15 protein-coding genes are annotated in these 12,438 nt (G+C 62.2%); 8 read left to right on the forward strand and 7 right to left on the reverse strand.

Going from position 1 to position 12,438, the window contains the following annotated elements; genetic code table 11:
• Positions 1 to 222: 222 nt before the first annotated feature.
• The 4 genes from ftsY to rpoH all read left to right on the forward strand — a co-directional run bounded on the left by ftsY (position 223) and on the right by rpoH (position 4,316).
• Entirely contained in the window at positions 223 to 1,662 is a 1,440-nt protein-coding gene (ftsY, locus tag HU767_RS19175) for a signal recognition particle-docking protein FtsY (RefSeq protein WP_186730237.1), read from the forward strand.
• Entirely contained in the window at positions 1,659 to 2,330 is a 672-nt protein-coding gene (gene ftsE, locus HU767_RS19180) for a cell division ATP-binding protein FtsE (protein ID WP_003177474.1), read from the forward strand. Before ftsY ends, ftsE begins: the two co-directional genes overlap by 4 nt.
• Positions 2,327 to 3,349, forward strand: a complete 1,023-nt coding sequence (ftsX, locus tag HU767_RS19185; RefSeq protein WP_186707535.1) for a permease-like cell division protein FtsX — start codon at positions 2,327 to 2,329, stop codon at positions 3,347 to 3,349. Before ftsE ends, ftsX begins: the two co-directional genes overlap by 4 nt.
• A 112-nt stretch (positions 3,350 to 3,461) precedes the next feature.
• Entirely contained in the window at positions 3,462 to 4,316 is an 855-nt protein-coding gene (rpoH, locus tag HU767_RS19190) for an RNA polymerase sigma factor RpoH (RefSeq protein WP_003177476.1), read from the forward strand.
• 196 nt (positions 4,317 to 4,512) lie between these two features.
• On the opposite strand, the gene mtgA is transcribed toward rpoH, so the two are convergent.
• Positions 4,513 to 5,235, reverse strand: a complete 723-nt coding sequence (mtgA, locus tag HU767_RS19195) for a monofunctional biosynthetic peptidoglycan transglycosylase (RefSeq protein WP_186730238.1) — start codon at positions 5,233 to 5,235, stop codon at positions 4,513 to 4,515.
• 73 nt (positions 5,236 to 5,308) lie between these two features.
• On the opposite strand from mtgA, the gene HU767_RS19200 reads away from it, so the two are divergent.
• The 4 genes from HU767_RS19200 to trmB all read left to right on the forward strand — a co-directional run bounded on the left by HU767_RS19200 (position 5,309) and on the right by trmB (position 7,565).
• Positions 5,309 to 5,689 carry a DUF423 domain-containing protein gene (locus tag HU767_RS19200; protein WP_186707533.1) on the forward strand — a complete coding sequence of 127 codons (381 nt, stop codon included), beginning with the start codon at positions 5,309 to 5,311 and terminating at the stop codon, positions 5,687 to 5,689.
• A 91-nt stretch (positions 5,690 to 5,780) separates the two neighbouring features.
• Positions 5,781 to 5,981 (forward strand): sulfur carrier protein ThiS, encoded by a 201-nt coding sequence (gene thiS, locus HU767_RS19205; protein ID WP_163006804.1) that lies wholly within the window; start codon positions 5,781 to 5,783, stop codon positions 5,979 to 5,981.
• Between the two features lie 54 nt (positions 5,982 to 6,035).
• Complete coding sequence (locus tag HU767_RS19210; protein ID WP_003177480.1) at positions 6,036 to 6,830, forward strand: thiazole synthase; 795 nt, start codon at positions 6,036 to 6,038, stop codon at positions 6,828 to 6,830.
• A gap of 9 nt (positions 6,831 to 6,839) precedes the next feature.
• Positions 6,840 to 7,565: a tRNA (guanosine(46)-N7)-methyltransferase TrmB gene (gene trmB / locus HU767_RS19215; protein WP_181288180.1), complete on the forward strand. Its 726-nt coding sequence runs from the start codon at positions 6,840 to 6,842 to the stop codon at positions 7,563 to 7,565.
• A gap of 145 nt (positions 7,566 to 7,710) precedes the next feature.
• Here trmB and HU767_RS19220 read toward each other — a convergent pair whose 3' ends face one another.
• Genes HU767_RS19220 through HU767_RS19245 form a run of 6 tightly spaced genes read right to left on the reverse strand, consistent with a single transcriptional unit; the run spans position 7,711 to position 12,069 of the window.
• A complete protein-coding gene (locus HU767_RS19220; protein ID WP_014340681.1) occupies positions 7,711 to 8,034 on the reverse strand; it encodes a DUF3392 domain-containing protein in 324 nt (107 codons plus the stop codon).
• Between the two features lie 18 nt (positions 8,035 to 8,052).
• On the reverse strand, positions 8,053 to 9,252 hold the full coding sequence (hemW, locus tag HU767_RS19225; RefSeq protein ID WP_238349499.1) for a radical SAM family heme chaperone HemW: 1,200 nt from the start codon (positions 9,250 to 9,252) through the stop codon (positions 8,053 to 8,055).
• Positions 9,249 to 9,845: an RdgB/HAM1 family non-canonical purine NTP pyrophosphatase gene (gene rdgB / locus HU767_RS19230; protein WP_186730239.1), complete on the reverse strand. Its 597-nt coding sequence runs from the start codon at positions 9,843 to 9,845 to the stop codon at positions 9,249 to 9,251. Before rdgB ends, hemW begins: the two co-directional genes overlap by 4 nt.
• Positions 9,842 to 10,276: a DUF4426 domain-containing protein gene (locus HU767_RS19235; RefSeq protein WP_186707531.1), complete on the reverse strand. Its 435-nt coding sequence runs from the start codon at positions 10,274 to 10,276 to the stop codon at positions 9,842 to 9,844. Before HU767_RS19235 ends, rdgB begins: the two co-directional genes overlap by 4 nt.
• Before the next feature lie 25 nt (positions 10,277 to 10,301).
• Positions 10,302 to 10,922 carry a methionine biosynthesis protein MetW gene (gene metW / locus HU767_RS19240; protein ID WP_053126236.1) on the reverse strand — a complete coding sequence of 207 codons (621 nt, stop codon included), beginning with the start codon at positions 10,920 to 10,922 and terminating at the stop codon, positions 10,302 to 10,304.
• Positions 10,923 to 10,929: 7 nt separating this feature from the next.
• Entirely contained in the window at positions 10,930 to 12,069 is a 1,140-nt protein-coding gene (locus tag HU767_RS19245; RefSeq protein ID WP_095962437.1) for a homoserine O-acetyltransferase, read from the reverse strand.
• Between the last annotated feature and the right edge of the window lie 369 nt (positions 12,070 to 12,438).

Consider the following 12,438-nt stretch of genomic DNA (forward strand, 5'->3'; position numbering starts at 1 on the left):
CTGGGTTCTGCGGAGAAACGTTGGGTTTGCTCGTTGATCCCGACGTTTTCGCCGATGATGCCGTACCAGTCCTTCGAAAAAATCGACTTTGAGGCGTCCTGGGGACGCTTCGACAAAATGTTGCGCGTGAACAAGCTGGATGAAACGCAGTCTGTTCAGCATTGAATATTTATCACCGAGGCGCCCTCGTGGCGCGTCGCTACCGTGAGATAGCCGTCCTCCATGTTTGGTTCCAACGACGACAAGAAGACCCCAGCTGCGGCTGGCGAGAAAAAAAGCCTGTTCGGATGGCTGCGCAAGAAGCCGCAGGAAACCGTCGTCGAACAGCCAGAAGCGCTACCTGAGCCCGCCGCCGAAACAGTGGCCGAAGAGGCGGCGCCCATCGTCCTGCCGATTGCCGAGCCGGTGCTGCAGCCGGCCGAGCCTGAACCCGAGCTCGCGCCTGAGCCGCTGGCCGAACAGCCGCTGACCCCGCCGGCCGGGCAAACGCCCTGGCTGACCTTGCCGGTGGCGGAAGAGCCGGTTGCGCTGGTCGAGGACGAAGCAGCGCATACCCCACCACCGATTCCGGCAACGACGCAACCTGTCGAGAAGCCGATCGAGGCGCCGGTTGCCGAAGCGCCAGCGTCCGTCATTACGCCCGCCGCGCCTCAACCCGTTCCTGAGCCAGAGCCTGCTCCGGCTGAGGTTCCGACTCCGGCCGAGCCGCCACGCACGGCCGAAGAAAACAAGGTCGGCTTCTTCGCCCGCCTCAAGCAGGGCCTGTCCAAGACCAGCGCCAGCATCGGTGAAGGCATGGCCAGCCTGTTCCTGGGCAAGAAAGTCATCGATGACGAATTGCTGGAAGACATCGAAACCCGCCTGCTGACTGCCGATGTCGGTGTCGAGGCCACGTCGGTGATCATCCAGAGCCTGACCCAGAAGGTCGCGCGCAAGCAGCTGACCGACGCCGATGCCCTGTACAAATCCCTGCAAGGCGAGCTGACCAGCCTGCTCAAGCCGGTGGAAAAACCCCTGGTGGTGGCTTCGCAGAACAAGCCGTTCGTGATTCTGGTCGTTGGCGTCAACGGCGCCGGCAAGACCACCACCATCGGCAAGCTGGCCAAGAAGCTGCAGCTCGAAGGCAAGAAAGTCATGCTGGCCGCGGGCGACACCTTCCGCGCCGCCGCAGTCGAACAGCTGCAAGTGTGGGGCGAGCGCAACAAGATCCCGGTGATCGCCCAGCACACCGGTGCCGACTCCGCCTCGGTGATCTTTGACGCCGTACAAGCGGCCAAGGCCCGTGGCGTCGATGTGCTGATCGCCGACACCGCCGGTCGCCTGCACACCAAAGACAACCTGATGGAAGAGTTGAAGAAGGTTCGCCGGGTGATCGGCAAACTCGACGCCGACGCGCCCCACGAAGTGCTGCTGGTGCTGGACGCCGGTACCGGCCAGAACGCCATCAACCAGGCCAAGCAATTCAACCAGACCGTCGAACTGACCGGGCTGGCCCTGACCAAGCTCGACGGCACGGCCAAGGGCGGGGTGATTTTCGCCCTGGCCAAGCAGTTCGGCCTGCCCATTCGCTACATCGGCGTGGGCGAAGGCATCGACGATTTGCGCACCTTTGAAGCCGAGCCCTTTGTCCAGGCACTGTTTGCCGAGCGGGAGCATTCATGATTCGTTTCGAACAGGTCGGTAAACGCTATCCGAACGGTCATGTCGGCTTGCATGAGCTGAGCTTTCGGGTCCGTCGGGGCGAGTTTCTGTTTGTCACCGGCCATTCCGGCGCCGGTAAAAGTACCCTGCTGCGCCTGTTGCTGGCGATGGAACGACCGTCTACTGGCAAACTGCTGCTGGCCGGCCAGGACCTGAGCACCATCAGCAATGCCCAGATCCCCTACCTGCGGCGGCAGATCGGCGTGGTGTTCCAGAATCACCAATTGCTGTTCGACCGCACGGTGTTCAACAACGTGGCGTTGCCGTTGCAGATCCTCGGCTTGTCCAAGGCCGAGATCATCAAGCGCGTGGACTCGGCCCTGGAGCGCGTGGCCCTGTCGGACAAGACCGACCTGTACCCAGGCGACCTGTCCACCGGCCAGCAACAGCGCGTCGGCATCGCCCGCGCCATCGTCCATCGCCCGGCCTTGCTGCTGGCGGACGAACCCACCGGTAACCTCGACCCGCGCCTGGCGGCGGAAATCATGGGCGTATTCGAAGACATCAACCGCCTGGGCACCAGCGTGCTGATCGCCAGTCACGACCTGGCACTGATCGCGCGCATGCGTCACCGCATGCTCACCTTGCAACGCGGTCGACTGATCGGTGACGGGGAGGCCGGCGTATGAGTGCTACTCGCAGCCCGAAAGTGGCCGAACGCGTGGCCCCGAAGGCCTCCGATCCGCAGCCGCAAAAGAAAAAGCGCGACGATGACGACGGCCCGGACTTCGCCACGCTGCTGCGTGCCTGGATCGAAAGCCATCGCGCCAGCCTGCTGGACAGCCTGCGGCGCCTGGGCAAGCAGCCCATCGGCAGCTTCTTTACCTGCATGGTGATGGCGGTTGCCTTGAGCCTGCCCATGGGGCTGTCATTATTGCTAAATAATGTGGAGCGCCTCGGCGGTTCGTGGCAGCGCGCCGCGCAGATTTCCCTCTACCTGCAGATGGACGCCAGCCCTGGTGAAGGCCAGGCGTTGCGTGAGCAAATCAAGGCCATGCCAGGCGTGTCCGATGCCGAATACATCGGGCGCGAGCAGGCGCTGGAGGAATTCCAGCAGCAGTCCGGCCTGGGCGATGCCCTCAAGGAATTGCCGGAGAATCCGCTGCCAGGCGTGGTGCTGGTGACGCCGAACGAGGTCGACAAGCCGGCCCTTGAAGCATTAAGACAAAGACTTTCCGAGTTGCCGAAGGTACAACAGGCGCAACTTGATCTAGTCTGGGTCGAGCGTCTGGCGGCGATCCTCAAGCTTGGCGACCGGTTTGTCTTTGGTCTGACGGTGCTGCTGGTTTCTGCATTACTTTTGGTGATAGGCAATACCATTCGTCTTCATATTGAAAACCGCCGCACCGAGATAGAAGTGATTAAACTCGTCGGCGGTACGGACAGTTATGTACGCAGGCCCTTCCTTTATATGGGGGCGCTGTACGGCTTCGGTGCCGGCATTCTGTCTTGGGGCGTATTGGCGTTTGGCCTGGATTGGCTGAACGATGCGGTAGTGGGGCTGGCCGGTTTGTACGGCAGTGATTTCTCGCTGGCCGGAGTGCCAGTCGCCGACGGTCTGTCGCTCTTGCTTGGCGCGGTGCTGTTGGGTTATATCGGTGCATGGATTGCGGTCGCACGCCACTTGCGTGAGCTTGCGCCAAAATAGTGTTTTTTGCGCGTATTGACCTTTCGGTTTTTGTGGGAACTTGTCCTACGGTTCCCGGTCAATTTTCGCAGTGCTGAACTGCACGAGTTATGTAAGTTGGAGGTTTTTTCGTATGACCACTTCTTTGCAACCTGCTTATGCTCTGGTCCCGGGTGCGAACCTGGAGGCCTATGTGCACACGGTCAACAGCATCCCGCTGCTGACCCCCGAGCAGGAGCGTGAACTGGCCGAGAGTCTCTACTATGAGCAGGATCTTGAGGCGGCTCGGCAGATGGTGCTCGCCCACCTGCGTTTTGTCGTACATATCGCCCGCAGCTATTCCGGCTACGGGCTGGCCCAGGCCGACCTGATCCAGGAAGGCAACGTTGGCCTGATGAAGGCGGTCAAGCGTTTCAACCCGGAAATGGGTGTACGCCTGGTGTCGTTTGCCGTGCACTGGATCAAGGCGGAAATCCACGAGTTCATCTTGCGCAACTGGCGCATCGTGAAAGTCGCGACCACCAAGGCCCAGCGCAAGCTGTTCTTCAACCTGCGCAGCCAGAAGAAGCGTCTGGCCTGGCTGAACAACGAGGAAGTCCATCGCGTTGCCGAAAGCCTGGGCGTGGAGCCTCGGGAAGTGCGCGAGATGGAAAGCCGCCTGACCGGCCATGACATGGCCTTCGACCCGGCCGCCGAAGCGGACGACGACAGCGCTTTCCAATCGCCGGCCAACTACCTGGAAGACCACCGGTACGACCCGGCGCGTCAACTGGAAGACGCCGACTGGAGTGACAACTCCAATACCAACCTGCACGAAGCACTGGAAGTGCTGGACGAGCGCAGCCGCGACATCCTCTACCAGCGCTGGCTGGCCGAGGAAAAAGCCACGCTGCACGACCTGGCGCAGAAGTACAACGTGTCGGCCGAGCGGATTCGCCAGCTTGAGAAGAGCGCGATGAACAAGCTCAAGGTCTCGATCGCGGCTTGACCTGCGATAGCGACAATAAAAAACGCCCCGATCAGTGATGATCGGGGCGTTTTTGTTTGTGCTCAATCTCGGACCTGACACTCCACCTGTGGGAGCGGGCTTGCTCGCGAATGCGGTGTGCCAGTCCACATCAATGTATCTGGTGCACCGCATTCGCGAGCAAGCCCGCTCCCACAAGGGGTCTCCAGTGTCTTGGTTATTGCGCCCAGGGCGCCCGCCGCGACTCATTCAGCTGCAATAGATAACCGGCGCCCCCCAACTGGCCCATCTGCTGGCGAATCCAACCCGCCCGCCGTAGCACGTAGGGGCTCGGCCGGCTTGCGCTCCATTTTCGCGGGTTGGGCAACACCGCCGCCAACAGGCTGGCCTGTTGCCGAGACAATGCACCCGCGCCCACGCGAAAGTGATGCCGCGCCGCCGCTTCCGCTCCAAACACGCCGTCATCCCACTCCACGCTATTGAGGTACACCTCGAGGATCCGCTGCTTGGGCCAGAACACTTCGATCAGTGCGGTGAACCAGGCCTCCAGGCCTTTGCGCAGCCAGCTGCGGCCCGACCACAGGAACAGGTTTTTCGAGACTTGCTGGCTGAGGGTGCTGGCGCCGCGGATCGAGCCGCCACGGCCATTGTGGGCGAAGGCGGCCTGGATCGCACCGATGTCGAAGCCCCAGTGTTCGGGGAATTTCTGGTCTTCGCCAGCAATTACCGCAACCTTGAGGCTGTCGGATATCTGGTCCCAAGGTTGCCAGTCGCGCTGCAGGTCGATCGGCTCGCCGCTGAACCAGGATTCAACCTTGCGCTCGATCATCAGCGCGGTGAACGGTGGTGGCACCACGCGAAACAGCAGCACCAGCACAACGCTGCCGACGGCGAACCAGAGCAGGGCTTTAAGGAATCGTCGAAACAATGTACGCAGCATAGAGATGGCTTGGCCGAACCCGTCGAGCGGGCCATTATACAGACCCTGCCCACCGAGTCTGATTGGAGTTCCCATGTTGCGTAGCTTTCTGATGCTGGCGGCTTTTTTCGGTTTCACAGGCGTGGCGTTGGGGGCATTCGCCGCCCATGGCCTGAAAAGCCGCCTGAGCGCCGATTACCTGGCGATTTTCCACACCGGCGTCACCTACCAACTGGTCCACACCCTGGCGTTGCTGGGCGTCGCGCTGCTGGCCACGCACATTCCCGGACGCATCGTCACCTGGGCTGGGGTTTCCTTTGTGATCGGTATCCTGTTGTTCTCCGGCAGCCTGTATTTGTTGACCCTTACAGGCGTTACCAAGCTGGGCATCATCACGCCCTTGGGCGGCGTGGCCTTCCTGATCGGCTGGTTGTGCCTGGGCATCGCGGCCTGGCGCCTGCAACTTGCCGCTTGAAGCTTGTGGCTCGTAGCTGACCAAGGGGCTTGGGTCACCCAGACTGATCGGGCTAGAATGCCAGCCCCTAAAAATGATGGCGGCATCCGGCATGCGCATTCAGTTGAACGGCGAACCCCTTGAACTGCCCGACGGTGAAACCGTTGCGGCCCTGCTGACCCGTCTGGAACTCACCGGACGCCGCGTCGCGGTGGAACTCAATCTGGATATCGTCCCGCGCAGCCAGCACGCCGAAACCACGTTGAACGACGGTGATTCGGTCGAAGTGGTCCATGCCATCGGCGGCGGCTAGTCGCCTCGGTTTCGCAGCATTTCGCAAGAACCTCACCCCAACAGAGGATTTCCCATGAGCATCGTTCGTAGCGACAAGCCCTTCGTCCTGGCCGGTCGTACCTACCAGTCGCGCTTGCTGGTAGGCACCGGCAAATACCGCGATATGGAAGAGACCCGCCTGGCCATCGAGGCCTCGGGCGCCGAGATCGTGACCGTCGCCGTGCGCCGGACCAACATCGGCCAGAACCCGGGCGAACCGAACCTGCTGGATATCCTGCCGCCGGATCGCTACACCATCCTGCCGAACACCGCCGGTTGCTTCGACGCCATCGAGGCTGTGCGCACCTGCCGCCTGGCCCGTGAACTGCTCGACGGCCACAACCTGGTGAAGCTGGAAGTGCTGGCGGACCAGAAGACCCTGTTCCCCAACGTGATCGAAACCCTCAAGGCCGCCGAGACCCTGGTCAAGGAAGGTTTCGACGTGATGGTCTACACCAGCGACGACCCGATCATTGCCCGTCAACTGGCGGAGATCGGCTGCATCGCGGTCATGCCGCTGGCCGGCCTGATCGGCACGGGCTTGGGGATCTGCAACCCATACAACCTGCAGATCATCCTGGAAGAAGCCAAGATCCCGGTGTTGGTGGATGCCGGTGTCGGTACCGCCTCCGACGCCACCATTGCCATGGAACTGGGTTGCGAAGCGGTGCTGATGAACTCGGCCATCGCCCACGCCCAGCAGCCGATCCTGATGGCCGAAGCCATGAAACACGCCATCGTCGCCGGTCGCCTGGCGTACCTGGCCGGGCGCATGCCGAAAAAACTTTACGCCAGCGCCTCCTCGCCGCTGGATGGTCTGATCAAGTAAGAGCCATTGATGACTGAATCGAACGACACGCCGGTCCTGCCGGAAGAAGGCGAAGAGCGCCAGCACCGCCGCATCAAGAGTTTCGTAATGCGCGCCGGGCGCATGACTGAAGGCCAGCAGCGTGGCCTGGAGCAGGGCGCGCCGCTTTATGTCCTGCCGTTGGCTGACGCACCGGTCGACTTCGACCAGGTATTTGGCCGCTCGGCCCCGCGCTCGCTGGAAATCGGCTTTGGCATGGGCCACTCGTTGTTGGAGATGGCCGCCGCTTCACCTGAGCAGGATTTCATTGGTGTGGAAGTCCACCGTCCAGGCGTCGGTGCGCTGCTCAATGGCGTACTGACCCAAGGGCTGACCAACCTGCGGGTCTACGATTGCGACGCCATCGAAGTGCTCAACCGCTGCGTGGCCGATAACAGTCTCGATCGGCTGATGCTGTTCTTCCCGGATCCCTGGCACAAAAGCCGTCACCATAAGCGCCGGATCGTCCAGGCGTCGTTCGCTGAGCTGGTGCGTAGCAAGTTGAAGGTCGGCGGTGTGCTGCACATGGCCACCGACTGGGAACCCTACGCCGAGTACATGCTGGAAGTGATGAACGTCGCCCCGGGTTATCGCAACCTGGCCGAAGACGGCAAGTGCGTGCCGCGCCCGGCTGAACGGCCGATCACCAAGTTCGAGCGCCGTGGCGAACGGCTTGGGCATGGGGTGTGGGATTTGAAATTCGAGAAATTGGCGTAAACACCAGAAATCCCTGCTGAAATGGGATTCCCTGTGGGAGCGGGCTTGCTCGCGAAAGCGGTGTAGCAGTCGACATGGATGTTGAATGTTCTGCCGCATTCGCGAGCAAGCCCGCTCCCACATGTGTTTCGTGGTGTCTGTTGGTTCAGCGCCGATCCGCCACTACGCCAATCAACACCAACACCACCAACAACACCGGCGCCAGGCTGTAGTTGTTGAACTGGCTCAAGCCCCTGACGATCCACGGCGTGGCGTAGATCAGCGCCGCGCCGCTGCCGATCATGCACAGCAGGGCGATCAAGGGGACGCGCAAGGCGCCGGCGATGCTGCCCAGGCGCTGTTCGACCCAGCCCTTGATGTCGGCACCAAACAGCACCAGCAAACAGCCTACCAATGCCAGGGAGATTTCCGACAGGTTGCTGCGGCTCCAGCGGGACACGGTGGCCAGCAGGTCGAGTACCAGATCCATTCGATTTCCTTGTGTTGATCAGCTCAGAAATGTCTGCAGCAAGTCATTGAGAAACAGCTGTCCGCGCTCGGTGGCCGCCAGACGTGTCGGTTCGACCTGCAACAACCCGCTTTGTTCGGCCTCGCGCCGGCCTTCGGCCAGGCTTTCAAGTGGCAGCCCGGTGCGCTCCGGGTACAGCCGCGCCTCCACGCCTGCGGTCAGGCGCAGGGCGTTCATCAGGAACTCGAATGGCAGTTCTTCGTTGGCCAGGATTTTCTCGCCGGCCTGGAAGCTTTTGGCTGGGTTGAGGTAGTCCTTGGGCAGGCGGGTCTTCCAGGTGCGCACGATGCGCCCGTCCGGATGGCTGAGCTTGCCGTGGGCGCCGGCACCGATGCCGATGAAGTCGCCGAAACTCCAGTAATTGAGGTTATGCCGCGCCGCCCGACCGGGCTGGGCGTAGGCCGAGACTTCGTATTGGCCGTAGCCGTGTTCGGCCAGCAAGGCCTGCCCGGCTTCCTGGATGTCCCACAGCGTGTCGTCTTCGGGCAAGGTCGGCGGCTGGTTCCAGAACACCGTGTTCGGCTCCAGCGTCAATTGGTACCAGGACAGGTGGGTCGGCTTCAAGGCGATGGCCTGGCGCAGGTCGCTCAAGGCGTCGTCGAGGGACTGGTCGGGCAGCCCATGCATCAGGTCCAGGTTGAAATTGTCGAACCCGGCCTGGCGGGCCATGCCGGCGGCGCGCACCGCCTCGTCACCGTTATGGATCCGGCCCAAGGCTTCGAGCTTGGCCTGCTGGAAGCTCTGGATGCCGATGGACAAGCGATTGATGCCCAGGGCCCGGTAGGCGACGAACTTTTCCTGCTCGAACGTGCCGGGGTTGGCTTCCAAGGTGATTTCAATGTCCTGGGCGAACGGTATCCGCGCTTCGACACCCTTGAGCAAGCGGCCCAAGGCCTGGGCGCTGAACAGGCTCGGGGTGCCGCCACCGAAGAAGATCGAGCTCAGCGGGCGACCGTAAACCGCGTGCAGGTCCTGGTCGAGGTCGGCCAGCAGGGCGTCGACATACTCTTCTTCCGGCAACTGCGGACTGGCGGTGTGGGAGTTGAAGTCGCAATACGGGCATTTGCGCACGCACCACGGGATGTGGATGTACAACGCCAGGGGCGGCAGCACCGGCAGCGGCGCCCGAGGCGTTTGGACACCGCCATGAATCAGCGGCGCGGGAGCGTCATCGATCATTGCAGGCCCAGGCGTTGACGCAGCAGGGCCATGGCGCGGGCGCGGTGGCTCAGTTGGTTTTTTTCCACCGGCCCCAGCTCGGCGCTGGAGCAATTGCGCTCCGGCACCCAGAACAACGGGTCGTAGCCAAAACCGTGCTCGCCGCTGGCCTCGGTGAGAATGTGCCCGTGCCACAGGCCCTCGCAGAGGATCGGCAACGGATCGTCGGCGTGGCGGACCAAGGCCAGCACACAGACGAACTGCGCGCCGCGCTCGGCTTCGGGCACGTCCTTGAGGGCGTCGAGCAGCTTGGCGTTGTTCGCCGCGTCACCGTTGCCGTCAGCGTAACGGGCCGAGTAAATGCCCGGCGCGCCGCCGAGGAAATCCACGGCCAGCCCGGAATCGTCGGCCAGCGCCGGCAGACCGGAGATACGCGCGGCATTGCGGGCCTTGAGAATGGCGTTCTCGACGAACGACAGGCCAGTCTCCTCCGGTTCCACCTGGCTGAATTCGCCGATGGAGCGCAACTGCACCGACCCGCCGAGCATGGCCTGCAGTTCCTTGAGTTTGCCGGCGTTGTGGCTGGCCAGCACGAGTTGGGTAAGGTTGATCATTGGCCCGGGAACAGTTCCTGGTTGAAGTTGAGGGTGTTGATCTTGTCGCCGATCCGCACCTGGATCTCGAAGGTGCGGTTTTCCTGCTGGGGCACCGGATACTGGGCGATGTAGTAGATCGCGCCTTGCTCGATCACCTGCTTGAATTGCAGCGGGATGCTCTGGCTGGTGAGGTCTTTCACCGTGCCGCTGACCTGGGCCATCAAGGGCTTGCCGCCCTTGATCACCGAAATATTGATCACGCCCTGGTTCTTGCTGCGAATCAGCTCGGCTGCCTTGGCGATGTCGGGCGTCAGGAACGTGGAGTTGAAGGTGTTGTAGTGCACGGTGATATCACCGAATTTTTCCATGCGCTCGGCCTTGATGGCGTCGGCGGCCATGGCGCCAACGCTCAGGCAAGCGGTGATCAAAAACAACGCTAGACGTTTCATGTCGTGCTCCTGGTGAGGCCGGGGCTCACACCGCGACCTGATGATCGGCCAGGCCTGGGCTGCTGACCCGATAGATGCCTATTTCCCCTAACAGATTAGGCCATAGCTTGCTGGCCCACCCGTGGCGGTGCTGTTGGTCCACGGCCAGGCGATCGATGACCTTGGCCTCACGTTCGTGGCACAGCGCTTCGAAATCCTTGAAGGTGCAGAAGTGGATGTTCGGCGTGTTGTACCAGGTGTAGGGCAGGAAATCCGAGACCGGCATGCGGCCCTTGCTCGCCAGGTACCAGCGGCAGCGCCAGTGGCCGAAGTTGGGGAAGGTGATGATGCACTGGCGTCCGACCCGCAGCATTTCGTCGAGGATCTTGTCCGGGTAATGCACCGCTTGCAGGGCCTGGGTCATGACCACGATGTCGAAGCTGTTGCTGGCGAAGTTGCCCAGGCCCTTGTCCAGGTCCTGCTCGATGACGTTGATGCCCTTGGCGACGCACTCGGCAATGTTGTCCGGGTCGTTTTCCAGGCCGTAGCCGGTGACTTGCTTGTTGTCCCGCAGCCAGGTCAGCAGTTCGCCGTTGCCGCAGCCCAAGTCGAGCACGCGGCTGCCGGCGGGGATCCATTCCTGGATGATGTCCAGATCGGCTCTCATGGCGTCCTCACAGCGTTATACGGTTCATGTAGTTGCCGAACGCCTGCAGGTAGCGCGGGATCGGGATCAAAAAGGCGTCGTGGCCCTGGGGCGCGTCGATTTCCAAGTAGCAGACGTCCTTGCGCGCGGCCATCAGCGCATCCACCAGCTCCCGCGAGCGCGCCGGGGAGAAGCGCCAGTCGGTGGTGAACGACATCACACAGAACTTGGCGGTGGCGTTGGCGAAGGTTTTCGCCAGGTTATCGTCGAAGTTCGCCGCCGGATCGAAGTAGTCCAGCGCCTTGGTCATCAACAGGTAGGTGTTGGCGTCGAAACGCCCGGAGAACTCTTCACCCTGGTAGCGCAGGTAGCTCTCGACCTGGAACTCGACGCTGTGGAAGTCGTAGTTGAGCTTCTCGCTCTTGAGGCCACGGCCGAATTTCTCGCCCATGGAGTCGTCGGACAGGTAAGTAATGTGCCCGACCATGCGCGCCAGCATCAGCCCGCGCTTGGGGATCACGCCGTGTTCCTGGAACGAACCGCCGTGGAATTCCGGGTCGGTGAGGATCGCCTGGCGCGCCACTTCGTTGAAGGCGATGTTCTGCGCCGACAGCTTGGGCGCCGAGGCGATTGCCAGGCAGTGGCGCACGCGGTCCGGGTAGGTGATGGTCCATTGCAGGGCCTGCATGCCGCCCAGGCTGCCACCGATCACCGCTGCCCACTGGCCGATGCCGAGGCGGTCGGCCAGGCGCGCCTGGCTGTGGACCCAATCTTCCACGGTCAGCACCGGGAAATCGGCGCCGAAGGGCTTGCCGGTGTCCGGGTTGAGGCTGCTGGGGCCGGTGGAGCCGTTGCAGCCGCCGAGGTTGTTCAGGCTGACCACGAAAAACTTGCTGGTGTCGATGGGCTTGCCCGGGCCGATGCAACTGTCCCACCAGCCGGGCTTGCGGTCATCGACGCTGTGGTAGCCGGCGGCATGGTGATGCCCCGACAAGGCGTGGCAAATCAACACGGCATTGCTCGCCGTGGCGTTGAGGGTGCCGTAGGTTTCGTAGATCAGGTCATAGGCTGGCAACGAACGGCCGCAGGCCAGGGCCAGGGGCTCGCTGAAATGCGCCGTTTGCGGCGTCACCAGACCAACGGAATCGGGGGGAAAGGCAGCTGGCATCGACCCTGCTCGCGTTGAAATGAGGCGTAAGTCTAAAGACCGCTGGGGTTAGCGGCAAGCAAACGGCGGCGCTGATTGTCCGCTGATGCAAACCCTGTGATGACCGGATCAATCTGTGGCGAGGGAGCTTGCTCCCGCTGGGCCGGGCTGGCGCTCCAGCGCGAAGCGGCCCCGTAGGAGCTGTCGAGTGCAACGAGGCTGCGATCTTTCCACTGCCCATTGAGTCGTGAGCGAAAGATCAAGATCAAAAGATCGCAGGCTTCGCCAGCTCCTACAGAGCCCAGCGGGAGCAAGCTCCCTCGCCACAGGAAAAGTTGCAGCGTGCTTTAGATCAGCAACCGCAGGATCTCCGGCATCATGGTCATTGCC

The sequence above is a fragment of the Pseudomonas sp. SWRI179 genome (assembly GCF_014268705.1).
In the GTDB taxonomy this organism is placed as follows: Bacteria; Pseudomonadota; Gammaproteobacteria; order Pseudomonadales; family Pseudomonadaceae; genus Aquipseudomonas; species Aquipseudomonas zanjanensis.